The following is a 26,080-nucleotide window of genomic DNA, read 5'->3' on the forward strand; positions in this document are numbered from 1 at the left end:
ATCGCTCTCATAAGCTCGGCGCCCATGCGTCCGATGCCTCCATGAACTGGAATTTCCGCTTCATCCGGGGCCTGGCCCGCCTGACCTTCGCCCAGCAGCTGATCCTGCTGGCGATGGTGCCGGCGGCCCTGGCCACGCTGGCGGCGATTGCCGTGCTGACGCGGCAGCACCTGGGCAACCTGACCGAGCTGATGCGCGCCAACGCGCAGACGGTGGCGCTGCAGGTGGCCACGGTGGCGCAGGCGCCGCTGGCGCGCATGGACCGCCGCGCGCTGGCGCGCACCGCCCAGTCGGGCACGTACCAGCCCAACGTGCAGCAGGTGCAGATCTGGACCGAGGACGGCGAGATCGTCGCCAACTCCGAGACCATGGACCGCGCCCGCGCCGAGGGCCTGCAGGTGGTGGTGCCCATCGTGAGCGACGACGGCCGCCACAACGGCAAGGTGATGGTCGAGATGAGCCTGGCGGCGGTGCAGAGCGCACGGCGCTCGGTGTGGCTCAACGTGGGGCTGGTGCTGGCGATCAGCCTGGTGGGCGTGGGCCTGGCCGGCTGGTGGGCGGCGCGGCGCATCAGCGAGCCCATCCGCGCGCTGGGCAAGGCGGTCGACCGGCTGGGTGCGGGCGAGGACGCGAGCGTGGCCATCGAGGGCACGGCCGAGGTGCGCCACCTGCAGCAGGGCTTCAACGAGGCCGCGCGCGCGCTCGCCGAGAGCCACAGGCTGCTGCAGAGCCGCATCAACGAGGCCACGGCCGAGCTGGCACGCAAGAACCAGCTGCTCGAAGTGGCCAGCCAGGCCAAGACCCGGCTGCTGGCCGCCGCCAGCCACGACCTGCGCCAGCCGCTGCACGCGCTCACGCTGTTCTCCGACGGGCTGGCCAACGGCGAGAGCGACCCGGTGAAGCTGCAGCGCATCGGCCACATCCGCGAGTGCGTGGATTCGCTGGACCGCCTCTTCTCCGAGCTGCTGAACCTGTCGCAGCTCGACGCGGGCGTGCTGCAGCCGCAGTGGATCGACTTTCCGCTCGACCGGCTCTTCGAGGAGATCAGCCGCAACTTCCGCCCGGTGGCCGAGCAGCAGGGCCTGCGGCTGGTGGTGCGCAAGACCGACGTGTGGGTGCGCTGCGACTACGTGATGCTCTCGCGCATCCTGAACAACCTGGTGTCGAACTCGCTGCGCCACACCATCGAAGGCGGCGTGCTCATCGGCGCCCGGCGGCGCGGCCGAGGCGTGCGCATCGACGTGGTCGACACCGGCGTGGGCATCGCCGCGCAGCACCAGGCGCGGGTGTTCGAGGAGTTCTACCAGGTGGAGCCCGCCGGCCGGCAGGCATCGCGCGGGGCGCGCGGCATGGGGCTGGGCCTGGCCACGGTGCAGCGGCTGGCCGAGCTGCTCAACACGCGCGTGGAGCTGAGCTCGAAGCTGCACAAGGGCACCTGCGTGCGGGTGCTGGTGCGCTCGGCGCCGGCCGCGCTGCCGGCGCCCGCGGCATCGCCCGCCGTCGCAGCCATCGAGGAGGAAGAGAGCCTGGCCGGCGTGCGCATTCTCGTGATCGACGACGAGCGCACCATCCTCGAAGGTCTGACGGTGGTGCTCTCCAACTGGGGCGCCGAGGTGCTGCCCGCGCAGACCCGCGCCGAGGCGCTGGTCATGGCCGACGGCTGGGCGCAGCCGCCCGACGTGGTCATCAGCGACCTGCTGCTGCAGGGCGGCGACAACGGCCTGGACGTGATCGCCGCGCTGGAGCGCCATCCGCGCGGCATCGGCGCCGGCACCGCGCGCCTGCTGGTGACCGGCGAGACCAAACCCGACCGCCTGCGCGAGGTGGCGAGCGCGGGCATCACGGTGCTCTACAAGCCGGTGTCGCCGCGCGTGCTGCGCCAGGCGATACAGGCGCAGCGCGCGGCGGCGGCGCAGGCGATGGGCGCCTGACATAGCCGGCAAGTACTTTCGGCGGTAAGTGCCTGGGTACGCCATCGGACATAGGCCGTGCGGCCATCGCCGCGTGGAATTCGTCACGCGGGCAGGCCACCGCCGGCACTGACATAAGCCCTCCGCCTTATCGCGCGAAGAGGGGGTCGTCCTTACATTGGATCATCGCCCCTCGCTGCGGAAGCAGTCCATGTTTGTTGCCGTGATTTCCGTTCTCCTGCCCTCTTCGAGAAGGCTGTGGCGCGCCGCCCGTACCGCGCTGGCGGCGGGGCTCGCGTGGGCCGCGGCGGGCAGCAGCGTCGCGGCCGCCAGCCTCACGGTGCTGATGGGCGACGACATGGCGGCGTCTTCCGAGTTCGTGCAGCAGTTGCGCGCCGACCAGGAGCCGGGTGGCAAGTTCGAGCTGGTGCGCGTCTCGCCCGGCGCACCCGGCGCAGTTGTCGCGGCACAGCCCGAGGCGGCCGCGCCCCCCGACACCGAGCGCGCCGCCAACGCCGGCGTGCGCACGCGCAGCCTGCGCCCCAGCGCCGCCGACACGCCGCTCACCGTGGCCGTGGGCCCCGCCGCCGCGCGCGCGGCAGTCGAGCGCCCGGGCCAGGAGCCGCTGGTGCTGGCGATGCTCAGCCGCCTCGAATACGAAACCCTGAAGGCCTCCAGCCCGGCGCTGCGGCGCGGCGACCGCCGCGTGGGCGTGCTGCTGCGCGACCCGGCCATGGCCGACCAGCTCGCGCTGGTCAACGCGGTGCTGCCGCAGAAGCACCGCCTTGGCGTGGTCGCCACGCCCGAGTCGGAACCGCTGGTGCGCGAGCTGCAGCGCGCCGCGCAGGGCGCGAACCCGGCGTGGGACCTGCGCGTGGAATACGCGCCCGACGCGCGATCGATAGCCTCCGCCCTGCGCCTGGTGGTGCCCGAGAGCGACGCGCTGATGGTGCTGCCCGACCTGATCGGCGACAACCAGGCGGCCACGCTCTCGGTGCTGCGCGCCGCCGCGACCGCCGGCCTGCCGGTGTTCGGCGCCAGCGAGGGGCTGGTGCGCTCGGGCGGCCTGGCTGCGGCGGTCTCCACGCCCTCGCAGCTCGCCCAGCAGGCGCGGCTGCTCGGCCAGAAGGTCGCGAGCGCCGGCACGGCCAGCGGCAACAGCAACAACAACGCACCGCTGGTGGAAGCTGCGACGCCCGCCACCGTGCGCGTCAACGCGACCGTGGCACGCGGACTCGGCCTGCGCCTGCCGGAGGAACGGGAACTGACCGACCGGCTCGCGGCCCCGCGATGAGCAGCATCCCGCCTTCCCACGGCCCGGCTGAGCCCTCGGGGACGGAGGGCGCGGGCTCACCATCGCAGTCGCCGCCGTCACCGTCTCCGCCGCCCGCCTCCTTCCAGTCGCCCCACACGCTGGTCGTGCGCGGCAACCTGCAGCGCGACCTGTTCCGCCTCGGCGTGGTGCCGTGCGCGGCGGTGGCGCTGGCGCTCACTGGCTGGTTCACCCACAACCGGCTGCAGACCCTCGAAGCCGCCTTCGACGCCGAGGGCCAGGCCGTGGCGCGGCAAGTGGCGGCCATGTCCGACCTGAGTCTCTATGCGGGCGACCTGCCAGCGCTGCAGAACGTGGCCAACGCCGCGCTGCGCGGCGGGCAGGTGACGCGGGTGGAGATCAGCAACAGCGCGGGCATCTACGTGACGGCCGGGCCCAAGACGCCGTCGCTGGCGCAGTTGCGCATGTTCACTTCGCCGGTCACGCTGCGCGAGGCCTCGCGCGCCAGCGCCTTCGCGCCCGCCGGCTCCACCGCGGCGGGCGACACGCCCATCGGCCTGGTGCAGACCTTTCGCGACACCACCGCCTACACGCGCGAGCGCAGCCGCTCGCTCATCGCCGGCATCGGCATCGCGCTGGTCGCGCTGATGGCGGCGTGGGCCTCGGTGCGCCACATGGCGCGCACGGTGGCGCGGCCGCTGCGGCGCGTGTCGCGCACGGTCGCGGCGCTGGAAGCCGGGCATTTCGAGGTGCGCTGCGACGTGGTGGAAGGCGGCACGCGCGGAACGCACGAACTCGCGGTGCTCGCGCATGACATCGACCGCCTCGCCGAGCGCCTGCAACGCAACCGCCAGATCAGCGAAGAGCGCGTGCGCGAGGCCACCGCCGTTGCGCTGCAGCGCATGGCCGAGGCCGAGCAGGCGGCCCTGTCGCGTGCGCGCTTTCTGGCGGCCGCGAGCCACGACCTGCGCCAGCCGCTGCATGCCATGGGCCTTTTCATCGACGGCCTGCTGCCCGGCGCCACGCCCGCGCAGCGCCCGGCCGTGCTGCGGCTGCAGGAAAGCACCGAGTTCATGGGCGTGCTGCTCGACGATCTTCTGGAGATCTCGCGGCTCGACGCGCAGGTGCTCACGCCGGCCATCGCGAAGGTGCCGCTGGCCGAACTGTTCGACCAGCTCGATGCGCAGCACGCCGCGGCCGCCGTCGAGGCCCGCGTGCGGCTGCGCTGGAGCGACCGGGGCCTGGCGGTGCGCACCGACGCGGCGATGCTGCGGCGCATCGTCGGCAACCTCGTCACCAATGCGCTGCGCCACGCGCCCGAGGGCGGCACGGTGCTGGTGGCGGCGCGGCGCAGCGCGCAGGGCGTGCGCATCGAGGTGCGTGACAACGGCGTGGGCATCGCGCCCATCCACCAGGGCCGCATCTTCGAAGAGTTCTATCAGGTGGCGAACACCGAGCGCGACCGGCGCCGCGGCTTCGGTCTGGGGCTGGCGATCTGCGCGCGCATCGCCGCGCTGCTGGGCACGCGCATCACGGTGCGCTCGGCGTTGCAGGCCGGCAGCACCTTCGCCTTCACGCTGCCGGCCGCGCGGCTGGCCGACGTGACGCCGCCCGAACCGCCGCCGCTGGCGCCCGCGCCGCTGGTGGGCCTGCGCTGCCTGGTGGTGGACGACGACCCCGCCATCCTCGACGGCAGCCGTGCGCTGCTGGAGCAGTGGGGCTGCCAGGTGGAGTGCGTGAGCACGGGCGCCGAGGCCATCGCGCGGCTGGGCACCGGCGACATCCACTACGACGCGGTGCTGTGCGACCTGCAGCTCGCGGGCGAAGGCGACGGCGTGGACGTGATCGACGCCGCCAAGCGGCTGCAGCCCGATGCGCTGGCGGTGCTGGTCTCGGGCGCCACCGGGCCCGAGGTGCTGCAGCGGCTGCGCCACGGCGGCGTGATGCTGCTGACCAAGCCGGTCGCGCCGGCCAAGCTGCGGGCACTGCTCACCACGCGGCGACAAGTGCCAGCGCACTGAGCTGCGAAGAGCCGGTCAGTCGATGCCGGCCCGCGAGAACTGCTGCCGGTACGCCGTCGGCGACACCTTGAAGGCCGACAGGAAATGCTTGCGCAGCGACACCGCCGAGCCGAAGCCCGCGCCGGTGGCCACGCGCTCGACCGGGTGGTCGGTGGTCTCGAGCAGCCGCTGCGCGAGCGCGAGGCGCTGGTTCTGCACCCACTGGCCGACCGTGGTGCCGGTGGATTCGCGAAAACGCCGCGTGAAATTGCGCCGGCTCATGAGCGCGCGCCGCGCGAGGTCGTCGAGCTCGTGCGGCCTGTCGAGGTGCCGGCCCAGCCATTCGAGCAGCGGCGCGAGCCGGTCGCGCTCGGCGGTGGCGGGCACAGGCTGCTCGATGTACTGCGCCTGCCCGCCCTGCCGGTGCGGCGCCACCACCATGCGCCGCGCGGCGCGGTTGGCCGTCTCTGCGCCGTAGCGCACGCGCAGCAGATGCAGGCAGCAGTCGATGCCGGCCGCGGTGCCGGCCGACGTGAGCACGTTGCCGTCGTCCACGTAGAGCACCTCGGGCTGCAGCTTCACCTTCGGGTACTGCTTCGCGAAGGCCGGCGCCAGCTTCCAGTGCGTGGTGGCCGGGCGGCCGTCGAGCAGGCCGGCCTCGGCCAGCACGAAGGCGCCCAGGCACAGCCCCATCACGGTGGCGCCGCGCCGGTGCGCCGCCTGCAGCGCGCGGATGAGCTCCGGCGGCGCGGCGCTGCAGTCGTCGCGCCATGAAGGCACCACCACGATGCGCGCGCGGCGTATGGCCTCCAGTCCGTGCGGCACCACCAGCGAGAAGCCCGCGTTGGTGCGCAGCTCGCCGGGCTCGGGCGCGCACACCTGCACGCGAAAGCGCGGCGCGCCGGCCTCGGTGCGGTCTTCGCCGAAGACCATGCAGGGCACGGACAGGTGGAAGGGGCTGATGCCGTCGAAGGCGACGACCGCGACGGTTTCGGTGGCAGCGGTGCTCATGGCCCGATCTTATCGATGAATGGCTTTCGGGCCACTTTCAGGGAACGATGCAGGAAGGAAGAATCAGGCCATCGGAACCACACAAGAGAAGGAGCCACCCATGAGCAGCAACAACACAGGCAAGCCGCGCCGCGCCCTCGTCGTGATCGACGTGCAGAACGAATATTTCGAAGGCGGCGGGCTGCCCATCGAGTACCCGCCCATCCTGGACACGCTGCCCAACGTGACCAAGGCCATGGACGCCGCCCACGCCGCCGGCACGCCGGTGGTGGTGGTGCGCCACCATGCGCCCAAGGGCGCGCCGGTGTTCCAGGCCGACGCGCACAACGGCCAGCTGCATCCCGAGATCGCGAAGCGGCCGCACGACCACCTCGTCACCAAGAGCTTTCCGAGCGTGTTCACCGGCACCGACTTCGCCGACTGGCTCGCGCGCCACGAGATCGACACGCTGAGCGTGGCCGGCTACATGACGCAGAACTGCGACGCCTCCACCGTGTACGAGGCCATGCACCGCGGCCTGAGCGTGGAGTTCCTCGCGGACGCCAGCGGCGCGCTGCCCTACGAGAACGCGGCGGGCAAGGTGACGGCGGAAGAGATCCACCGCGTCTTCAGCGTGGTGTTCCACAGCAACTTCGCGGCCGTGACCACGACGGACGCGTGGATCTCTGCGATGCGCGAGGGCCAGGTGATTCCGAAAGACAACGTCGTGATGTCGAACCGCCGCGCGCGCGGCGTCGCCTGAAGCCGGCGCGCTGCTTCAGAAATCGGCGCAGCCGTTGCGCTTCTCGGTGTCGACGCAGCTCGACAGGTTGGGCCGCGAGCGCACGCGCGACCATTCGCGCGCCAGCACGTCGCCGCCCTGCGCCGCGCGGTCGCCGTCGAGCGGGCCGGTGGCGAAGCAGATCGGCGGCGGGCCGATGTTGCGGTCGTACACCCAGGTGGCGGGCAGGTCGCGCAGCGAGTCGGGGCGCGGCAGGTTGGGCACGCCGCCGACGAACAGGTTGCCCGGCACCACGTTGACCCTGTAGCCCTCGGCGGATGTGAAGGCGCCGTTGATCGGGTACACGCCCGGCGGGCTGGCCTGCAGCGCGGGCGAGAACACGAAGCCCGCGAATCCCGCGCCCGTGTCGCCCAGGATCAGCCCCGTGACCAGATAGCTGAAGAGCGGGTTCGGATAGCCGAAGGGCCGGGTCGCGTTGCCGATGAGCACCGTGGCCACCGGCTGCTGCGCGTAGATGAAGTGGTTGGCACCCGCCGGGATGCTCACCGCGCACAGGCCCGAGTAGGCGCAGTGGTACAGGTTGGGATACAGCCCCGAGCCCGCGAGCCCGCCGCGCGTTTCGCCCACCCAGGTGTCGGCCCACACGCGCCACGGCGCGCCGGCGATGGTGTAGCCGCCGGTGTTCTGGAAGCGCGAAGCCGCCACGAGGTCTGTGCCGCTGGTGCTGCTCACGTTGGTGCCCAGCAGCAGGTCGCCGCTGAGCGTGCGCACGAACACGGTGTCGGCCGCCATCGAGCTGGCCGACACGATCTGCGGCGCATTGCCCGCGGCGTCGTAGCCGGTGACGCTGACCGAGCCGAGCTTGACCGTGTCGACGTCCACATAGCGGAAGGCACCGGCTGCGCTGCCGCCCAGGGTGTCGGCGCTGACGTTGTTCGCCGCCTGGTCGAGCAGCACGCTGCCGCCGGTGGAGCGCGCCAGCAGCGTGCCGGCAGTGATCGGCGCAGCGGCCGTCTGCGTGATGTTGCCGCCGGAGATCAGCCCCACGGTGGAGGCCGTGAGCGCGCCGCCGAGCTGGATGCCGCCGCCACCGCCGTTCTGCAGCGTCAGCGCGCCGGGCAGGGTGAGCGGGCCCACCACGTTGATGCTGCCCGCGTGCGCGTTGCTGCCGGCCACGATGGTCGGCGCGTCGAGGCGCGTGAACTCGTCGGCCGATACGGCGAAGCCGGTGGCCGCGGTACCGCCGAGCGTGATGGTGCTGGCCGTGCGGTCGACCGCGTTGCCGGCGATGTCGACGCCGCCGGGGCGCAGGTTGAGCACATTGCCGGCGCGCACCGTGCCGGCCATGACCAAGGCGTCGGTGGTGCCGTTGTTGGCTGCTCGCAGCGACACGCTGTTGTTGCCGTCGATGCGCGCGCCGGCGCCGACGGTGAGGCCGGCGCCAGCGGCCTGCGACTCGCCCGAGACGTCGATGCTGCCTGCGCCAAGCGTCGTGACTAGTGCGTTGTTGGCGAGCAGCACGCCGCCGGACTTGTCGCCAGCCGCAGCGGCAGTCGCAAGACCCCGGATGCTGATATTGCCGTCGACGCTGCGAACCTGCGAGCCGTCGAGCTGGACGCTCTGCACGGTCGTCGATCCGAAGCTGGTCGACAGCGTGCTGCCGACTCCGGCGATGCGGATGTTGCCGCTGGTGGTGAGGATCTGGCTCGGTGTGGCGGCCGAACCGATGCTCACGCCGGTTCCCTGCACCCCGATGCCCGAGATCGATACGTCGCCAGTACTGGTCTGGATGCTGACGCCGTTGAGCGCGACCGTCGCGCCGGTGGCCGAGAACGTCGGCGCCCCGCGCTTGCCCGTGATCTGCACGAAGCCGCCGGGGCCGGCGTCGCCCAGCGCGGTGGTGCGCGTGTCGATGGTGGCGTTGCTCAGTGCGATGGCCTGGACTCCCGAGTTGGCGCCATCGGCATTCATCGTGACGTTGCCGCCGTTGGTCAGGATCTGTCCGCTGTAGGCGATGTTGCCGGGGAAAGCTCCTCCGGCTGCGCCATTGGCATTGAATACGACGTCGAGCGGCCCGGTCGTGGAACGGATGATCGTCGGCACGAAGGTGCAGGGGAAGCTCGGGCAGGCCGTCGGCGGGTTCTGGCCGATGGCGTTGTTGGCATCGAGCCTGAACGTGACCGGCGCCGCTCCGCTGGTGCGCTCGATCACGACGCCGCTGTTGAAGTTGATGTTGCCCTGGCTCGTGCCCCCCGTTCCCGTGGTGATGGTCACGCTGGTGCCCTTGTCGAGCGCCGCGTTGATGTCGCCGTCCTGGATGGTGGAGTCCGTCAGCGGGTCGAAGGGATTGGTCGGCAGGGAGCCCGGACCGGTGCCGTGCGCGATGGTGACGTTGAAGGGATCGATGGTCCATTTGCCCGCGCCGCCCATTGGCGCCGAGGCATCGACCTTCACGCCCGACAGATCGAAGTTCTGCCCCGAAGTCTCGATCGACCCGCCGTTGCCGCCGGCGGCGCCGCCGCGTGCCGACAGGCTGCCGTAGGCGCGCACCGAGTCGCCCGCGACGACCTTCACGCTGCCACCGTTGCCCGTGCCGGTGGCATCGGCCTGCAGGCTGGCGGTGGAACTCAATGCGATCGAACCGGTGGCCGCGATGTCGATGCTGCCCCCGCCGGTGGCGCCGCTGGCATCGAGGCGGGCGATCAGCGGATCGCCTTCGGAAAATGCCACCCCGTCGACCAGCACGTTGCGGCCCTTGATCGAGATGCTGCCGCCCTTGCCGGTGTCGCTGGCGACGGAAACCAGGGCGTCGGTGGACGGCGCGGCGCTGGCGCCGAGCGACGCGCTCGCGAAATCGGAAAAGTTGGCCAGGCGCAGCGAGACATCGGTGCCCTGGCCGTCGATGGCGACGGTGCCGCCCGACGCGCGCAGCGCGTTGGACTGCCCCTGGACGCTCACATCCACGCCATACACCTGGTTGTTGTCCGGCGTCAGCACGATGCCGCCGCCGCTGTCGAGCGCGGCGCTGAAGCCCTCGCCGCCCGCGCGGCCGGTGATGTCGATGCGCCGTCCGTCGCCTGCCGTGATGACGGTGTCGGAGACGACCACCCCGCTCGATCCGCCCGCCGAACGCCCCTGCGCCGCGAAACCCACGCTCTGCCGCATCGCGTCGAGGCTGGCTCCGACGCCCGAGATCCGCACGTCGCCGCCGGCATCGACCGAGTTGCCGCCGATGAAGACGCCGGATTGGCTGAAGATGCTGCCGACCGGCATGTCGGAGGTCCAGTCGGTGCCGCGCCCCGTGAGCGCCACGTCGCCGCCGGACGAGGCGATGGAGGTCCCGAAGGCCACGTTGAGCCCTGTGGCGCCGACACCGCCGACGCCGTCGATGCCCACCATGCCGGTGCCGCCGGCCTTCACCGTGCTGTTCCAGAGCGAAACGCCTTCGCTGGACTCGAAGTTGGGATCCCCGCCATCGCTGGTCCTGACCCAGGAACGGCCCTGCCCTCGCAGGCCGATGCTGCCGCCGGCGTTGGTGGAAAGCGTGCTCTCGGTCAGGTAGATGCCCTCGCTCCACTGGCTGCCGCCGTCTCCGTTCGGGACCGCGCCGCCCACCGCGCGGCCGTTCAGCGCATCGCCCTGGCCGAAGAAGCGGATGTTGCCGCCGTTGGCGTCGATGGTGGCCTGCGTGAGCCGGATGGCGCCCGCATAGTCGGCCTCGCCGTTCTGCGACTCGCCAACGGAGATCTTGCTGGCATCGGCCGCGCGCGCCGCGATGGCGCCCGTCGAATCGGCATTGAAGTCCACGTTCAGCGCACCCTGCTTCGACGAAATGGCGGCGCCGCTGTTCATGGTGATGCTGCCCGCGGAATCCACCCTCAGCGTGGCGGTGCCGCCCTCCTGCTTCACCACCTGTACGTTCTCGCCGAAGTTCACGCCGGTGCCTGCGCCGATCGCGCCGCTGGCCAGCGTCACGTCGGTTCCGCGGCCCAGCGCGCCGCCGATGCTGCCCGCGTCGACGCTCGCGCCGGAGCTCAATGCGGGGTAGCTCGGCTGATATGCAGGAACGTCGGCCGCATTGGCGACGTCGAGGTTGCCCGCGGGCGTCTCGATGCGCCAGCTGCCGTTGGCACCGCCGGCCGCGCCGCCGCCGGCATCGACCCGCGCACCGCCTACCCGCAGGCCGTCGGCCACGGTCGTGATGGTGCCGCCCTGGCCGCCGCCTGCCCCACGCGCGGCCAGTTCGCCGTACACCTGCGCGTGCGATTCGCGCACTGGCGCAATGCTGCCGTCCGGCAGGGTCTGGCCCGCCGCCGTGCCCACCTCGACGGTGCCGCCCGCGCCTTCGCCGGCGGCACTGGCGCGCAGTGCGGAAGTCGATGCCAGTGCCACGTCGTAGCCGCGCACCGAGACCGTACCGCCGCCCGCCTGCCCACTGGCATCGAGCACGGCCTGCGGGCTTTGCACACCGCCGCCCTGCAACTGAACCTGCCCCGCCACGATGCGGATGGTGCCGCCACGCTCGCCGGCATTGGCGCCCGTTGCGTCGAGCGTGCCGCCGGTCATCTCGACCCGGTTGTCCGGGCCGCCGCCCAGGAAGATCTCGCCATTGCGCGTCCCCATGGTGCGTGCGCGCACGGTGCCGGTCTGGTTGACCACCAGCTCGCCCAAAGTGGCGGAGCTGCCCATCAGGGCCACGCGTCCGCCGTCGGCCTGCAGCGTGCCGCTGTTCTCGACGGACGCGCTCGAAGCCATCGCGTCCGGCGCGATGACGATGTTGGTGAGCCCGTCGCCCACGAGATCGAGCGTGATCTTGCGGCCAGAGGCCAGCGCGACCGTGCCGCCGTTGGCGGTGATGGTTCCGGTGTTGCCGACCGCAGCGCCCATCAGCACCACCGGGCCGCCGCCAGTGGCGGTGATGTTGCCGGCGTTGCGCACCGAGGCGGCGTTGCCCTCGGCGCGTTCGAACGTGAGTTTCGTGGCACCGTCCATGAAGCTCTGGTCGGAGGTCGTCAGCGCCAGCGTGGAGGCGATCAGGCCGCCCACGTTCACCGTCGCGCCCTGGCTGAACATCACGCCGCTCGGATTGACCAGGATGACGCGCCCGTTCGCGGTGAGCTGGCCCGCGATGGTGGAGAGCTCGCCGCCCGTGACCCGGTTGAGCAGCACGCTGCTCGCGTTCGGCTGCGTGATGCTGACGATGCCGCCGGCGCCGATCGAGAAGGTCTGCCAGTTGGCGATGCCGCGCTGGAATTGCTGGTTGATGCTCATCAGCGCGCCGGACTGCGTCATCGTGACGCCGCTGTTCGCCGGTGTGCTGAAGCCCGTGGGCAGGACCTGCGCCACGGCGGGGCCGAGGCCGGCGCAGACCAGCGACAGCGCGAGAGGCCGCAGCACGAGGCGATGCGACGGGCGCCGGCGGAAAAGATTGCGTTGCTTCATGGTCAGAACGCCTTGATGAGCTGCACGAAGAGGCGCGGGTTGCGCCCGCCGCCGTCCGTCTGCGCCGGCGGCGTACCCGCGCGCCAGGCCAGCGTCGCGTTAATCGAGAAATTGCCCGGGCGCGACCAGCTCAGGCCCACGCCGTAGCCGCGCAGGCTGTGGCTGTTGACGCCGTCGTAGGGCGTCGGGTTGCGCACGATCTTTCCGTGCGCGGCGTCGTAGAACAGGAAGGGCGTGAGCTCCTCGTTGAGCGACCAGCGCCATTCGACGGTGCCGATCACGCCCTGGTCGACCAGCAGTTCGCCCGAAGGGTAGGCGCGCACCGCGCGCGCGCCGCCGAGCGCGAGCTTCTCGGACGCGTCGAGGTTCTTGCTGGCCCACTGCCCGCCGATCGACAGGTACAGCGAATGGCGCGGCACGATGGCCTGCAGGCGCGAAAGCTGGAAGCTCAGCTTGGTGAAGCCGCCCTCGGTGTGGTGGCCGGTGACGCCGCGGTCGAAGTCGCGGCTCTCCGGATCGCGGATCGAGAGGTTGCCGTGGTAGAGCGTGCCGGAGCTGGCCCAGTAGCCGCCGCCGAGCAGCTCGTCGCGGCGCTCCCAGGTCCAGCCCAGGCTCAGGCCGTTGACGCGCTTCTTCGAATTGAAATCGGCCGCGCGCAGTTCGTCGGTGAGGTCCTTCACGTCCACGCCCAGGCGCAGGAACAGGTTCTGCTGGCGCTGGCGGATCAGCGGGTAGTTCAGCGAGAAGTCGAGCACGTTGGCGCGGCCGCGCGCATCGAGGTCGGCGAACTGCCCGCCCAGCTCGTAGCTCACGCGCGAGAGGCCCACGCCCGCGCGCAGCCCGCTGGTGCCGATGGGCGCCTCGTAGGCGATGCGGCCGAACTGCAGCGCGTTGCTGTTGGACACCATCAGCCGCATGTCGAGGTTGTCGCCGATGCCGAAGGGGCTGAGCCAGCGCGCGGTGCCGCCCACGCGGTAGCGGCCCGACTCCTTGGTGCCGTGGTTGTCGCCCTCGGCCGTGAAGGCCCAGCGCGGTGCGGCGGCCACCTCGACCGAGAGATCGGTGGTGCCGGGCTGCGTGCCTTCCTGCAGGCCCGACGACACCTTGATGCCCGGCTGGTCCGACAGCAGCAGCATCGCGCGCTCGTAGTCCGGCGCGCTCACTGCCGCGCCGGGCTGCAACGGCGCGAGGAAGCCGCGCACGCGCGACTCGGCGATCGGCGCATCGGGCGCGACCGTCACGTCGACCTTGCCGAGGCGGCCTTCGATCACGCTGATCTCGACGATCCCGTCGCGCACCGTCTGCACCGGCACCACGGCCTGCGCGAGGAAATACCCACGCTCCTTGTAGCGCGCGGTGATGGCCTTGGCGAGTTCCTCGAGGTCGCCGAGGGTGACATCGCGGCCGATGTAGGGGCCGGTGATGGCCTGCAGCTCCTCGTTGCTCAGCGCCTTCACGCCATTGAGGCGCAGGTCGTTGAGCTTGAAGGTCGCGCCGGTGGCGCCGCCCGTGTTGCGCGGCGGCGCGGGCAGGCTCTGCGGGGCGACGGCGCCCGTGGGTGCCTGCGCGATGGGGCGGTCGCAGCTGCCGCAGGGGTCCTTGGTCGGCAGCAGCTGGGTGTCGTTGCCGTCCGCTTCGGCGGCATGCGTGCGCTGGGCCGCGACGAGCAAGGTCGCGCTGACCAGGGCCGTGACCGCGAAGGCGATCGGCGTGGGGCGTTGGCAGGTTTTCATGTCAGTTGCCCACCGTGAGACGCCAGTTGCCGATCAGGTTGAACGGCGCCCAGAAGAAGGGATGGGACATCTTGGGGTCCTTCAACACCGCGAGCTGGCCGGCCTGCATGGCCTTCTGGATGTCGCGACCCTTGGAGAGTTCGCCGTAGAGCGTGCTCATGAGCACGGCGGTGGCGTCGTCCGACACCGGCCACAGCGATGCGATCAGGCTGGAGCTGCCGGCCGAGAGGAAGGAGCGCGTGAAGCCCAGCACCTCGTCGCCCTGCGCGATGCGCCCGAGGCCCGACTCGCAGGCCGAGAGCGTGACCAGCGCGGTGCCGTCCATCGGCAGCCCGAGGATCTCGTGCGCCTCCAGAAAATTCTGCTTGCCGCCCTCGTTGGCCAGCAGGATGCGCGAGTACAGCGGATCGACCGCGTCGGCTTCGGCATGCGCCGCCACGTGCATCAGCGGCGATCGCGCGGCCACGTCGCGAAACTGGGTCTTGGTGGCGGCCGCGCCCATGTAGACCGCGTTGCGTGGGAAGAGCCGAGCGAGCTGCTTCACCTCGGTCTCGGCGCCGGGCAGGTCGTACTTGTCCTCGATGCGCGGGTTGCCGAAGGCGGTGAGCGATGCGTTCACGCGCGGCGTGCGCTGCGCGAGCTGCACCGCGATGCTCATCGACGGCGCCACGGCGACCGGATGCGTCTCGATGATGTAGCGCCCGTCCAGCCGCAGCGCCTGGAACGGCAGGTAGTGCAGCGGCCCATGCGGCACCACGATGAGCCGCTGCCCCGGCGCGAGGCCCAGCGGCCCGAGTAGCGCGGCGCCCAGCTTGTCGGCGTTGGTGATGGCGGCGCGCCGGCCGCGCACGATGGAGTTGCGAAAGGTCTCGACCAGCTCGTTGAGCTCGTCGCGCTTCACCGCGACCGTCTTCTCCACGATGCTGCCCGGGCTCACCACCCACACCACGAGGCGGTCGGGCAGCGAGTGGAACTGCACCACGCGCTCGTCGGCCGCCAGCGTGCGCTGCAGCGTGGCGAGGTCGACGGTGTTGGCGGCCTGCTCGTTGATCTTCGCGCGCCCGCGCACCGCGTCGAGCAGCGCGCGCGAGCGGCTGTGCTCGCTCACCTCGAAGGCCTGCCGCGCATCGCCCGCGTCGCTGTAGATGGAAACGCCGCGCTCGAACACCGTCTGCAAGTCCGAGAACAGGCCCATCTTGAATTCCTCGCTGCGAAACCTGGCACGCACCTTGTCGACGTCGCCCAGCGCCCTGCCGACGGCCTCGGCCGCCGCCTGCTTCTGGCCCAGCGCGAGTTCGCTGCGTGCCACGCCGTCCCAGGCCCAGAGGCGGTAGTACTCGGTGTCGGCGCCCACCTGCCGCGCGGTGAGGGCGCGATACGCCTCGCGCGCCTCGGCGGGCTTGTTCTCGGCCAGCAGCAGCCTCGCGCGGGTGCGGTCGAGCTGCGCGGTGAGCGGTGCATCCTTGGGCGGCGCCATGGTGCCAAGCACCTCGCGCGCGCGGCCGGGGTCGCCCGACTCGATCAGCGCATTGACCAGCGAGGCCTGCACCAGCGGCGCATAGCGCTGCGAGCTGTTGGCCAGCGCCTCGTCATAGCTGAGCACCGCGCCGGCGTAGTCGCCGCGGCGCGAGCGCACGTCGCCGATCACCTTCTGCACCGGGCCGACCACCAGCTTGGGGTCGCGCGCCGGGTGCTTGAGCGCCTCGCGTGCGAACTCCTCGGCCTTTTCGAGCTGGCCCGAGTAGCTGTAGACGATGGCCAGATCGCGATTGGCCATGGCCATCAGGTTCGGATCGTTGGTGGCGTTGGCCAGGTGCAGCGCCTTGCTCGCGGCGCGCACGCTCTGGCGGAACTCGCCCGCCTCGGCCAGCGCCACGGCCTGGCTGCAGTACTGGTAGCCCGAGAGCTTGACCGAGTCCTGCCCGTAGAGCACGGCGCCTTCGCTGGTCAGCGCCAGCAGGGTGTCGGTGTCCGCAAGGCGGGCCTGTTCCATCTTGCTGGCGGCGGCCTCGGCGCTCGACGCCTGCTGCGCCGATGCCGGAAAACCGAAGCCCATCAGAAGAATGCCGGCCAGACCGAGCGCACCTGCGATGCCAGCACGACGACGTGCAGGGCGCCCCCATCCCCATCTCGAAAACCACGCCATTGGACCCCCGCGTCTGGCCCTGTGAGCCCGCCGCGGCGGGCCTTCGACGTCGCGGGAGTGCGCGCCGTTCAGGCCTCGGGGGAAAGTCTAGGAGCGGCCCTCGGGCGCGCCTATTCACAATACGGTCTAGCGCTAAAGGACTAGGGTCTGTTCACCCTAGGCAGGCACTGCGTCGACGTTCGCGCGGTCCCAGTGCCGGTGCTTCGCGATGGCAGCCGCGAAGCGCTGCGCGATGCCGGAAGCAGCCGTGCTGTCGCCCAGGTTGGTGACCGGCGTTTCGGCCACCACCACGCCGGCGGGCGCGTCGTCCGGCGGCGTGTTCTCGTCGATGCCCAGCGTGGACAGGAGCCGCGCGCCCTCGCCCACCGTGCAGATCGCCTTGCAGTGCTTGTAGGCCTCCAGCACGAAGTGCACCGCGTCGCCCATGCCCGCGAGCGCCGCGGCGCCGTCCGCACCGGCCGGCACCAGCACCGCGTCGAACATCACGGAGGGCGTGTTGACGAAGGTCGCGTCCACCTCGATCTGGCGCTTCGACGCGCTGGCGATGGTGCCCAGGCGCGGCCCCACCACCTTGCATTGCGCGCCGGCCTGTTCGAGCGCGTCGCGGATCGGCTTGAGCGAAGCCGAGTCGACGCCGTCGGCCACGAGGATCGCGATCTTGCGGGTGCGGATGGAGCCGTCGCCGGTGTCGGCCATGCTCAGCGCGGGCGACTCGTCGATGGGCAGCGCGATGCGGTGGTCGCGGAAGCCCGCGCGCCCCGCCGCGGCCTTGGCATCGGGCTCGCCGATGCCCAGCGGCTCGGCCACGCGGCGCGCGAGTTTCTCGTCGACGTGCGCGAGGTTGTCGACCACGCGCTGGCGGATGGCAGGCACCTCCAGTTTCGACAGCTCGAAGCGGAAGGCCGCGACGATGTGCTCCTTCTCGGCTGCGCTCTGGCTCTCGAAGAACAGGCGCGCCTGCGTGAAGTGGTCGTCGAAGGATGCACTGCGCCGCCGCACCTTGGGCGGGTCGATTTCCTCGGGGAAGGACTGGAAGCCGTGGCTGCCGCCGTCCACGCGGAACTCGGTGCCGCTGCCCAGCGTGTTGGGCTCGTAGGCCACCTGGCCGCGCGCGATGGTCTGGCGGTGCATGCCGTCGCGCTGGAAGTTGTGGAAGGGGCACACGCCCTTGTTGATGGGCAGCTCGTGGAAGTTGGCGCCGCCCAGGCGCGAGATCTGCGTGTCGGTGTACGAGAACAGGCGCCCCTGCAGCAGCGGGTCGTTGGTGAAGTCGATGCCGGGCACGAGGTGGCCGGGGTGGAAGGCGACCTGCTCGGTCTCGGCGAAGAAGTTGTCGGGGTTGCGGTTGAGCACCAGCCGGCCGATCTTCTGCACCGGCACCATCTCTTCGGGAATGAGCTTGGTGGGGTCGAGCAGGTCGAAGCCCAGCGAGTGTTCCTTGTCCTGCGGAATCAGCTGCACGCCGAGCTCCCACTCGGGGAAGTCGCCGTTCTCGATGGCTTCCCACAGGTCGCGGCGGTGGAAGTCGGGGTCCTTGCCGGCGATCTTCTGCGCCTCGTCCCATGCGAGGCCGTGGATGCCGAGCCTGGGCTTCCAGTGGAACTTCACGAAGTGGCTTTCGCCGCGGCTGTTGACGAAGCGGAAGGTGTGGACGCCGAAGCCTTCCATCATGCGCAGGCTGCGTGGAATGGCGCGGTCGCTCATGGCCCACATCAGCATGTGGGTGGTCTCGGGCATCAGCGAGGCGAAGTCCCAGAAGGTGTCGTGCGCGCTGGCGGCCTGCGGCATCTCGTGGTGCGGCTCGGGCTTGACGGCGTGGATGAGGTCGGGGAACTTGATCGCGTCCTGGATGAAGAACACCGGGATGTTGTTGCCCACGAGGTCGTAGTTGCCCTCGCGGGTGTAGAACTTGACGGCGAAGCCGCGCACGTCGCGCACGGTGTCGGCAGAGCCGCGCGAGCCGGCCACGGTGGAGAAGCGCACGAACACCGGCGTCTTCGCGTCCGGGTCCTGCAGGAAGTCGGCGCAGGTGAACTGCGACATCGACTTGTAGACCTGGAAGTAGCCGTGCGCCGCCGAGCCGCGCGCATGCACGGCGCGCTCGGGAATGCGCTCGTGGTCGAAGTGCGTGATCTTCTCGCGCAGGATGAAGTCTTCGAGCAGCGTGGGTCCGCGCACGCCCGCCTTCAGCGAGTTGTGGTTGTCCGGCAGCTGCAGGCCCTGGTTGGTGGTGAGGGTCGTGGGGTGCTCGACGGTGAAGCCTTCGAGCTGCTGCTGCTTGGGGTTTGCGGCATCGCCGGCGCCCGTCTTCACGGCGCTGGCGCGGCGGCCCGCGGCGGCCTTGTTCTGGGGTGACATCGTGGACTTGCCGGGATCTTTCTTCATTGGCGGAGTGTTCGTGAAAGGAAGACGGACTGGGTCAGCCCGCCTCGTTGTTGTCCAGGAACATGTCGAGCACATTGACCACGGCGATCAGGCAGATGCAGCCCGCCACCGCGGCCACGCCCCACACGAGAATCTCGTCGCCCCAAGAGTTGGCGAACGAGTCGAAAAGCGATGAAAACTCCATGATTTCCCCTCCGTATTTCGCCCCTCTGTGGCGAACTTGCTTGCAAGAATCCGAAGGTTATGTTTCGCCCGGCGCGCGCCCCGTAGTGGCGCCCCTTCCACCTCCGTGGGAGAAGATGCACGGGCTCGGTAGGAGCCCGCCGACACCACCTCGCGCCCGCCTACGAAGCTTCGCGAGTACCGCCCGTGGGACTCGCGGGCGCGGCTGCGTAGCATGGTGCAACCATGTTGATCAGAATCGGCTTTGACATCGAACTGGACGTGACCGCACCCACGGCGCTGATCCACATGCTGCAGGTTCACCCCTCCCGCGCGGGCGACCTGCAGGACGGCGAGAACATCGTGCTCAGCCCGCCGCTGCCCACCGACCACTACCTCGACGGCTTCGGCAACCGCTGCGCGCGCGTGCACATTCCGCAGGGCGTGGAAAGCGTGCGCCTGCGCAACCGCGCACTGATCTACGACACCGGCCTGCCCGACCCCGTGGACCTGGGCGCGCACGGCCACGCAGCCGCCGACCTGCCGGTGGAGACGCTTCCCTTCGTGCTGCCCAGCCGCTACTGCGAGGTCGACGGCGACCTGCTGGCCTTCGCCTGGGCCAGCTTCACGCATGTGGCGCCGGGCTGGCAGCGCGTGCAGGCGATCTGCGACTTCGTGCACCAGCACATGCGCTTCGACTACGCGAGCGCCCGGCCCACGCGCACCGCGCTCGAAGGCTTCCGCGAGGGCACGGGCGTGTGCCGCGACTTCACGCACCTGGCGATCACGCTGTGCCGCGCCATGAACATTCCGGCGCGCTACGTGACGGGCTATCTCGGCGACATCGGCGTGCCGCCCGCACCGTACCCGATGGACTTCAGCGCGTGGTTCGAGGCGTACCTGGGCGACCGCTGGCACACCTTCGACGCACGGCACAACACGCCGCGCATCGGCCGCGTGGTGATCGCGCGCGGGCGCGACGCGGCGGACGTGCCGATCACGATGGTGTTCGGCGCGAACACGCTCAAGCGCTTCGAAGTGACAACGGAAGAAGCGATCGCCTGAGGCGTCGTCGTCTGCGGCGTCAGCCTGGCTCGGAGCCGAGCAGCTTCATCGCGGCAGTGAGGCTCTTGCGGCTGCGCTCCATGCCGGCCCACGGCTTGTTGCCGGTCTCGAAGCGCTCGGCCGCGTTCGCGACGTTCCATTGCGCGGGCCCGGCGAGCGACGGCAGTTCGTCCCACGCGAGCGGCACCGACACGCCCAGCCCCGGGCGCGAGCGTGCCGACCATGCGCTCACGGTGGTCGCACCGAAGCCGTTGCGCAGGTAGTCGACGAAGATCTTGCCCACGCGGTTGCGCGGCCCGCTCTTGGCGACAAAGCGCGCCGGAATGGTCTGCGCGAGGTGCGCCACCACGGCCTGCGAGAAGCCCTTGACGGTGTCCCAGTCGTACTGCCGGCGCACCGGCACCAGCACGTGCAGGCCCTTGCCGCCGCTGGTCTTCAGGAAGGACGGCAGGCCCAGCTCGTCGAGCAGCGTGCGCACCAGCATCGCGGCCTCCTGCACCTGCGGCCATCCGACGCCTTCGCCGGGGTCGAGGTCGAAGGTCATGCGGTCGGGCCTGCCGATGTCGTCGGAGGTGGCGTTCCAGGTGTGCAGCTCAATGACGTTCATCTGCGCGGCGCCGAGCAGCCCTTCCTTGGTGTCGATCTGCAGCAGCGGCTCGTGGCCCGGATCGAGCGCGGGGTCGAGCTGGTTCACGCCGGGAATCTCGCGGGCCTGCAGATGCTTCTGGAAGAACAGCTCTCCGCCCACGCCCTCGGGCGCGCGCACCAGCGACACCGGCCGGCCGCGCAGGTGCGGCAGCATGAGCTTCGCCACGCTGTCGTAGTAGGCGGCGAGCTCGCCCTTGGTGATGCCGCTGTGCTTGTCGATCACGCGCTCGGCGTGGGTGATTTTCCGGGACATGGGCTTGCTCTTTCCTTCGCTGCGGCTTTTCGCGGGCGATGACCTGGTCGCCTCGGCCTCGATCTCGCGCACCCGTTGCGGCCGCTCGCGCCGTATCTCGCGCGCCGGCTTGTCGCTGCGCAGGCCCTGGAAGACGGCCTGGCGCACGCGGTGCTCGCGCGTCCATTCGCCGAACGCGATCTCGGCCACCAGCGACGGCTCGACCCACTGCGCCTTCACGCCGCGCGGCGCGGGTTCGAAGGGGCAGTCGTCGACGGCCAGCCTGTCGAGCTTCGCCTTGATGTCGGCCAGGCGGTTGGCATCGAAGCCGGTGCCCACGTTGCCGCAGTAGCGCAGCCTCCCGCTCGCCTCGTCATGCACGCCCAGCAGCAGCGAGCCGAATCCGGCGCGCGTGCCCTTGGGCGCGGTGTAGCCGCCGATCACGAACTCCTGCCGCTGCTGGTTCTTGAGCTTGATCCAGTCGGGCGAGCGGCGCGACACGTACGGCGAGCCCTTGCGCTTGGCGACGATGCCCTCGAAGCCGATGCGCGCGGAAGACGCGAGCAGGTCGCGCGGCGAGGCGTCGAAGGCCTCGCTCAGGCGCAGCGGCGCGGGCGGCTTGCCGCCGAGCAGCACGGCCAGCCTTGCGCGACGCTCCTCGACAGGAAGATCGCGCAGGTCTTCGCCGTCGATGAAGAGCGCGTCGAAGAGCCAGTAGACGATGGACGAGGTGGCGCCACGGTCGAAGGCGTTCTGCAGCGCCTGGAAGTCGGGTGCGCCGTTGGGGCCGTCGACGGTGATCTCGCCATCGAGCCAGGCCGAGTGGGTGGGCAGCCTGGAAAGCGCCTCGACGAGCTTGGGCAGCTTCGCGCTCCAGTCGTGGCCGTTGCGGGTGAAGCAGCGCACCTTGCCCTTGCCGTCGATGCGCGCGAGCAGGCGGTAGCCGTCGAACTTGAGTTCGTAGAGCCATTCGCCGGGCGACGAAGGCGGGGATGACGCGAGGGTGGCGAGCTGGGGTTCCAGGGTGGCGGGCAGCGCGGCTTTCTTCTTTTCGGGTTCCGCCTGCTTCGCCGCCGCGCTGCCTCCTGTCTTCGCCTTGGCTTTCTTCCTCGGCGCCTGCCCCACCTCGTCCACGCCCAGGCCGGTGATCACGCTCGCGGGCTCCTCCACCACCACGTCATAGTCATCGAGCGCGCGTGCCTCGCCATCGCGCTCCTTGATGAGCAGCCAGGGCTCGTGCGATTCGTCACCCTTGCCGTGCATGCGCACCAGCGTCCAGTGCCCATGCAGCTTCTCGCCGCGCAGCTCGAACTTGAGCTTGCCGGCCGCCAGCGCCTTGCGCGCGTCGCCGTCCGGCAGCCAGTCGCCGCGGTCCCAGACGATGACGGTGCCCGCGCCGTACTGCTTGGGCGGAATGGTTCCCTCGAAGTCGGCATACGAGATCGGGTGGTCCTCGACATGCACCGCCATGCGCTTCACGCCGGGGTCCAGGCACGGCCCCTTGGGCACGGCCCAACTTTTGAGCGTGCCGTCGAGCTCCAGCCTGAAGTCGTAGTGCAGATGGCTCGCGTGGTGCTTCTGGATGACGAAGCCCAACGTGCCCTTGCCGCGCCGGCCGCCGGACTTCGGCTCCGGCGTGCGGGAGAAATCGCGCTTGCCGTGGTAGCGCGCGAGTGCCTTGCGTGAAGTGGATGCGGTGCTTCCCATGATGGCGTGCGGCACTCCAAGGACTCAGGCGGCGCGCCGCTGGCGGGCCGGCGCCTTGCGCGCGGCGCTGCGCTTCTTCGCCGCGGGGCGCCTGGGTGGGGACTCTTCCTCCTCTTCTGCATCCTCGTCCTTGGCCTTGGCCTTGGCACCGCCACCGCCCTTGCGCAGGCTGCGCTTGAGCAGCTCGGTCAGGTCGATGACCTTGGCGCCGCGGCCTTCGGTGGCCTGTTCGCCTTCCTCCGGCTCAGGCTGCGTCACGGTCTCGGTCTGGCCGGCCTTCACCTTCCTGTCGACCAGCCGCAGGATCTCGTCCTTGAACTCGTCCCTGTATTCGTCGGGGTCCCAGTCGGCGCTCATGTCCTCGACCAGTTCCTTCGCCATCTCGAGTTCGCGCGGGCGCAGGCCGGCCTTCTTCGCATCCTCGGAGGGCAGCGGCAGGTCGGTCCAGGGGCGGATGTCGGCGCCCCAGCGCAGCAGGTTCAGCACGAGGCCGGGGCCCACGGGCACCAGCGCGGCCAGATGCTGCCTGGTCTGGATCACGACGCGGGCCACGCCCACGCGTGCGCTGCGCTGCAGGGTCTCGCGCAACAGCGCATAGACCTTGGCGCCTCGGTTGATGGGCGCCACGTAGTAGGGCCGCTCCAGGTACACGAAGGGAATGCCGTTGGCCGGCACGAAGCTCTCGATCTCGATGGTCTGCGTGGTCTTCGGGTAGGCGGCGGCGATCTCCTTGTCGCTGAGCACCACGTACTCGCCGCTCTCGTACTCGACGCCCTTCACGATCTGCTCGCGCGCGATTTCGCGGCCGGTCTTCTTGTTGACGCGCTTGTAGCCGACCGGGTCCATGGTCCTCTTGTCGAGCCAGTCGAAGTCGATGCCGTGATCGACGGTGGCCGAGTACAGCGCCACCGGTATGTGGACGAGGCCGAAGCTGATCGCGCCCTTCCACAGGACGCGCGGCGCGGGTGCTTTCTTCGAGACGGGCATGGGATGCGCACTCCTTCACCTTCGAATGTGCGCCGCCTGGGCGCGGGCGATGTAGGAGCGCGGCCCCAGGCGCCGTCAGGCCGCGCCGGTGTCGCCGGAGATGCTGGCCACGCTGGCGATAGGCCCGAGCTGGCGTTCGCTGGGTCGCGCGAAGTAGAACCACTCGGCGCCCGGCAGCGCCATCGCATTGGGGAACACGATGAAGCCGTCGTCGGGCGCGCTCAGCAGCGTGCCGTCGTGGCGCATGCCGATGGGCTCGCCGCGCTGCACCTCGTCGAAGGTGGCCCAGTCGCGCACGAAGCTGTCTTCGTCGTGCAGGCGGTCGGTCACGCTGGCCAGGCGCAGCAGCTTCGGCGGCTGCGCGGGGCCGCCCGACAGGCCCTCGGGCAGCTCGGCCATGCCCAGCAGCGCCAGGGTGCGGCGGATGGCGCGCCACGCCACCTCGGGCGCCTGCGGATCGAGATGCTGGCCGCATTCGAGCGTCACGCCGTAGCCGCCGCGGCTGCGGATGTATTCGTTGGTGCCTCGGCCGAAGTCGAGTTCGGCCTCGCTGGCCGGTGCGCCGCCAGCGCGCTGCGCGAGGCCGGCCGCGTAGATGTCGAGCCAGCCTTCCACCACGATGGGCGTGCCGATGTGCAGCGCGAGCTGGCCTTCCTCGAACGAACGGGCGAAGGGCTCCAGCGTGCCGGTGTTGTCGCGCGGGCCGATCATGGCGAAGGCCTCGCCCTCGCTCTGGAAGGAATGCAGGTCCAGCAGCACCTCGTGGCGCGCGATGAGCGGGGCCAGGACGTTGGTCACGCGGGCTTCGTAGTCGGCGGGGGCTTCGGAGGGGCGAAAGAGGCGGTTGAGGTTGCGCTCGCCCTCGCGCTGCAGGCGCCTGCGCGCGAGCGGATTGGCCACCGGCACCATGGTCAGCTCGCCGCGCAGCAGCTGCAGCGAGCCGGCCCCGAATTCGGCGAGCACGCGCTCGATGCCCAGAGTGCCGGAGATTTCATCGCCGTGAACGCCGCCCATCACGAGCAACCGGGGACCGGGGTTCAGCGAGGCGAAGGCGTGGATGCGCAGGCTGTCGGTGGCCACGCCGGCGAAAGGATCGGAAGACATCCGGAGATTATTGCGGAGCCCCATGTCAGCAGGCAAAAGCGCTATGCGTTTGATAGCAGCGCCGGGCATCGAGGGTGCCGAGGAGCCGCCTACAGGGCCTGCCTCGCCTGTCCTACCGGGCCCGCTGCAGACGCGGCGCAGGCTGGGTCCCCGTCAAAGGAGTCCACGCATGAACAGCAGCAAGAAAAGCCCCGGCAAGACCAAGGTTGCGCAGGACGGGGAACCGAAGCCGCGCCTGCCGCACGAGCACGACCAGTCGTCCGACAGCCAGCAGACCCGGGACGGCCGTCCGCCCGAGGTGGGCCGCCAGGCTCATGAAGACGTGGAGCGCGGCCTGGTCGACACCGACCGGGCGCTCGAAGCCGACAGCGTCGAGCGCGCGGGAAAGGGAAGGATCAGGCGCTGACGACGCCGGCGAGCTGCTTGCGCATGTCGGAGATGACGGCGCCGTAGTCCTTGGCGTTGAAGATCGCGCTGCCGGCCACGAAGGTGTCGGCGCCGGCGGAGGCCACGCGCGCGATGTTGTCGGCCTTGATGCCGCCGTCCACCTCCAGGCGGATGTCGCGCCCGCTCTGCTCGATGCGCTTGCGGGCCTGTTCGATCTTGCGCAGGGCCGAGTCGATGAAGCTCTGGCCGCCGAAGCCGGGGTTGACGCTCATGATGAGGATGAGGTCGATGTCGTCGATGGCCCAGTCCAGCGCCTCCAGGCCCAGCCCGGGGTTGAACACCAGCCCGGCCTTGCAGCCGGCCGCCTTGATGGCCTGGATGCTGCGGTGCGTGTGGGGCGAGGCGTCGGGGTGGAAGCTGATGTAGTCGGCGCCCGCTTGCGCGAAAGAGGCCGCCAGTGCGTCGACCGGCTGGATCATGAGGTGCACGTCGATGGGCACCGGGGTGCCGTCGGCGGTCCTGGCGTAGGGCTTGAGCGCCTGGCAGATCATCGGGCCGAAGGTCAGGTTCGGCACGTAGTGGTTGTCCATCACGTCGAAATGGATCCAGTCGGCGCCGGCCGCGATCACGTCGGTCAGTTCTTTGCCGAGGTGCGCGAAGTCGGCGGACAGGATGGAGGGCGCGATGCGGAACGGGGTGCTCATAACCCCTGATTCTCGCAGCCGGCGCAAGCCCGACCAAAGGCCTCCGTTACCATGCGCCCCATGTCACAGAGCCCCTTCAGCGTACAAGTAGAACCGCGCTACCTGGCCGACCAGTCCTCGGCCAAGGACAACATCTACACCTTCTCGTACACGGTCACCATCACGAACACGGGTTCGGTGTCCGCCCAGCTGATCGCGCGCCACTGGCTCATCAACGACGCCTCGGGGCATTCGCAGGAGGTGAAAGGACTGGGCGTGATCGGCCAGCAGCCGTTGCTGGCGCCCGGAGAATCCTTCCGCTACACCAGCGGCTGCCGCCTGCAGGCGGCCAGCGGCACGATGCACGGCAGCTACTTCGTGGTGACGGAGGAAGGCGACCGCTTCGACGTGCCCATTCCGATGTTCGTGCTGGAGGCAGACATAGGCGGAGCCCCCGTCTCCCGTGTCCTGCACTGATTTCCCC

General features: G+C 70.5%; 17 protein-coding genes. 7 read left to right on the forward strand and 10 right to left on the reverse strand.

All coding sequences use genetic code 11. The features are described from left to right. Nucleotides 1-41 precede the first annotated feature (41 nt). From AC1VNX_RS31650 to AC1VNX_RS31660, 3 genes are all read left to right on the forward strand, one after another. A complete protein-coding gene (locus tag AC1VNX_RS31650; protein ID WP_483161476.1) occupies nucleotides 42-1,931 on the forward strand; it encodes an ATP-binding response regulator in 1,890 nt (629 codons plus the stop codon). 202 nt (nucleotides 1,932-2,133) lie between these two features. Beyond that, on the forward strand, nucleotides 2,134-3,204 hold the full coding sequence (locus AC1VNX_RS31655; protein WP_483161477.1) for an ABC transporter substrate binding protein: 1,071 nt from the start codon (nucleotides 2,134-2,136) through the stop codon (nucleotides 3,202-3,204). Further along, nucleotides 3,201-5,204, forward strand: coding sequence for a hybrid sensor histidine kinase/response regulator (locus AC1VNX_RS31660; protein ID WP_483161478.1), 2,004 nt, complete (start codon nucleotides 3,201-3,203; stop codon nucleotides 5,202-5,204). Before AC1VNX_RS31655 ends, AC1VNX_RS31660 begins: the two co-directional genes overlap by 4 nt. 15 nt (nucleotides 5,205-5,219) lie before the next feature. Here the strand turns inward: AC1VNX_RS31660 and AC1VNX_RS31665 are convergent, their stop codons facing one another. Next, entirely contained in the window at nucleotides 5,220-6,194 is a 975-nt protein-coding gene (locus AC1VNX_RS31665) for a GlxA family transcriptional regulator (protein ID WP_483161479.1), read from the reverse strand. Between the two features lie 100 nt (nucleotides 6,195-6,294). Here AC1VNX_RS31665 and AC1VNX_RS31670 point away from each other — a divergent pair, with 100 nt between their 5' ends. Next, entirely contained in the window at nucleotides 6,295-6,936 is a 642-nt protein-coding gene (locus tag AC1VNX_RS31670; protein ID WP_483161481.1) for a cysteine hydrolase family protein, read from the forward strand. 15 nt (nucleotides 6,937-6,951) lie between these two features. Here AC1VNX_RS31670 and AC1VNX_RS31675 read toward each other — a convergent pair whose 3' ends face one another. The 5 genes from AC1VNX_RS31675 to AC1VNX_RS31695 all read right to left on the reverse strand — a co-directional run bounded on the left by AC1VNX_RS31675 (nucleotide 6,952) and on the right by AC1VNX_RS31695 (nucleotide 18,805). After that, entirely contained in the window at nucleotides 6,952-12,357 is a 5,406-nt protein-coding gene (locus AC1VNX_RS31675) for a two-partner secretion domain-containing protein (protein ID WP_483161482.1), read from the reverse strand. Nucleotides 12,358-12,359: 2 nt separating this feature from the next. Continuing rightward, complete coding sequence (locus AC1VNX_RS31680) at nucleotides 12,360-14,090, reverse strand: ShlB/FhaC/HecB family hemolysin secretion/activation protein (RefSeq protein WP_483161483.1); 1,731 nt, start codon at nucleotides 14,088-14,090, stop codon at nucleotides 12,360-12,362. 1 nt (nucleotide 14,091) lies between these two features. Then, nucleotides 14,092-16,146 (reverse strand): CHAT domain-containing protein, encoded by a 2,055-nt coding sequence (locus AC1VNX_RS31685; protein ID WP_483161484.1) that lies wholly within the window; start codon nucleotides 16,144-16,146, stop codon nucleotides 14,092-14,094. 246 nt (nucleotides 16,147-16,392) lie between these two features. Beyond that, a complete protein-coding gene (gene katE, locus AC1VNX_RS31690; protein WP_483162052.1) occupies nucleotides 16,393-18,594 on the reverse strand; it encodes a catalase HPII in 2,202 nt (733 codons plus the stop codon). A gap of 61 nt (nucleotides 18,595-18,655) precedes the next feature. Then, a complete protein-coding gene (locus tag AC1VNX_RS31695; protein WP_483161485.1) occupies nucleotides 18,656-18,805 on the reverse strand; it encodes a hypothetical protein in 150 nt (49 codons plus the stop codon). Between the two features lie 224 nt (nucleotides 18,806-19,029). Between AC1VNX_RS31695 and AC1VNX_RS31700 the strand changes: the two genes are divergently transcribed. After that, on the forward strand, nucleotides 19,030-19,848 hold the full coding sequence (locus tag AC1VNX_RS31700; RefSeq protein WP_483161486.1) for a transglutaminase-like domain-containing protein: 819 nt from the start codon (nucleotides 19,030-19,032) through the stop codon (nucleotides 19,846-19,848). A 19-nt stretch (nucleotides 19,849-19,867) separates the two neighbouring features. On the opposite strand, the gene ligD is transcribed toward AC1VNX_RS31700, so the two are convergent. From ligD to AC1VNX_RS31715, 3 genes are all read right to left on the reverse strand, one after another. Continuing rightward, nucleotides 19,868-22,435, reverse strand: a complete 2,568-nt coding sequence (gene ligD, locus AC1VNX_RS31705) for a DNA ligase D (RefSeq protein ID WP_483161487.1) — start codon at nucleotides 22,433-22,435, stop codon at nucleotides 19,868-19,870. Between the two features lie 24 nt (nucleotides 22,436-22,459). Next, a complete protein-coding gene (ku, locus tag AC1VNX_RS31710; RefSeq protein WP_483161488.1) occupies nucleotides 22,460-23,422 on the reverse strand; it encodes a non-homologous end joining protein Ku in 963 nt (320 codons plus the stop codon). A gap of 75 nt (nucleotides 23,423-23,497) precedes the next feature. Next, entirely contained in the window at nucleotides 23,498-24,526 is a 1,029-nt protein-coding gene (locus AC1VNX_RS31715; RefSeq protein WP_483161489.1) for a succinylglutamate desuccinylase/aspartoacylase family protein, read from the reverse strand. 169 nt (nucleotides 24,527-24,695) lie between these two features. Here AC1VNX_RS31715 and AC1VNX_RS31720 point away from each other — a divergent pair, with 169 nt between their 5' ends. Further along, entirely contained in the window at nucleotides 24,696-24,932 is a 237-nt protein-coding gene (locus AC1VNX_RS31720) for a hypothetical protein (RefSeq protein ID WP_483161490.1), read from the forward strand. On the opposite strand, the gene rpe is transcribed toward AC1VNX_RS31720, so the two are convergent. Then, entirely contained in the window at nucleotides 24,922-25,617 is a 696-nt protein-coding gene (rpe, locus tag AC1VNX_RS31725) for a ribulose-phosphate 3-epimerase (protein WP_483161491.1), read from the reverse strand. The two genes, AC1VNX_RS31720 and rpe, sit on opposite strands and share 11 nt — an antisense overlap. Before the next feature lie 60 nt (nucleotides 25,618-25,677). On the opposite strand from rpe, the gene apaG reads away from it, so the two are divergent. Then, a complete protein-coding gene (gene apaG, locus AC1VNX_RS31730) occupies nucleotides 25,678-26,073 on the forward strand; it encodes a Co2+/Mg2+ efflux protein ApaG (protein WP_483161492.1) in 396 nt (131 codons plus the stop codon). Nucleotides 26,074-26,080 lie beyond the last annotated feature (7 nt).

It is taken from the genome of Variovorax sp. TLI9-5A (assembly GCF_056867935.1).

Coding starts and splice junctions, on each gene's coding strand:
- AC1VNX_RS31660 (WP_483161478.1), top strand. CDS start 3,201: ATGAGCAGCATCCCGCCTTCCCACGGCCCGGCTGAGCCCTCGGGGACG.
- ligD (WP_483161487.1), bottom strand. CDS start 22,435: ATGGGAAGCACCGCATCCACTTCACGCAAGGCACTCGCGCGCTACCAC.
- AC1VNX_RS31715 (WP_483161489.1), bottom strand. CDS start 24,526: ATGTCTTCCGATCCTTTCGCCGGCGTGGCCACCGACAGCCTGCGCATC.
- AC1VNX_RS31720 (WP_483161490.1), top strand. CDS start 24,696: ATGAACAGCAGCAAGAAAAGCCCCGGCAAGACCAAGGTTGCGCAGGAC.
- AC1VNX_RS31670 (WP_483161481.1), top strand. CDS start 6,295: ATGAGCAGCAACAACACAGGCAAGCCGCGCCGCGCCCTCGTCGTGATC.
- AC1VNX_RS31675 (WP_483161482.1), bottom strand. CDS start 12,357: ATGAAGCAACGCAATCTTTTCCGCCGGCGCCCGTCGCATCGCCTCGTG.
- katE (WP_483162052.1), bottom strand. CDS start 18,594: ATGTCACCCCAGAACAAGGCCGCCGCGGGCCGCCGCGCCAGCGCCGTG.
- rpe (WP_483161491.1), bottom strand. CDS start 25,617: ATGAGCACCCCGTTCCGCATCGCGCCCTCCATCCTGTCCGCCGACTTC.
- AC1VNX_RS31665 (WP_483161479.1), bottom strand. CDS start 6,194: ATGAGCACCGCTGCCACCGAAACCGTCGCGGTCGTCGCCTTCGACGGC.
- AC1VNX_RS31685 (WP_483161484.1), bottom strand. CDS start 16,146: ATGGGCTTCGGTTTTCCGGCATCGGCGCAGCAGGCGTCGAGCGCCGAG.
- apaG (WP_483161492.1), top strand. CDS start 25,678: ATGTCACAGAGCCCCTTCAGCGTACAAGTAGAACCGCGCTACCTGGCC.
- AC1VNX_RS31650 (WP_483161476.1), top strand. CDS start 42: ATGAACTGGAATTTCCGCTTCATCCGGGGCCTGGCCCGCCTGACCTTC.
- ku (WP_483161488.1), bottom strand. CDS start 23,422: ATGCCCGTCTCGAAGAAAGCACCCGCGCCGCGCGTCCTGTGGAAGGGC.
- AC1VNX_RS31700 (WP_483161486.1), top strand. CDS start 19,030: ATGTTGATCAGAATCGGCTTTGACATCGAACTGGACGTGACCGCACCC.
- AC1VNX_RS31680 (WP_483161483.1), bottom strand. CDS start 14,090: ATGAAAACCTGCCAACGCCCCACGCCGATCGCCTTCGCGGTCACGGCC.
- AC1VNX_RS31695 (WP_483161485.1), bottom strand. CDS start 18,805: ATGGAGTTTTCATCGCTTTTCGACTCGTTCGCCAACTCTTGGGGCGAC.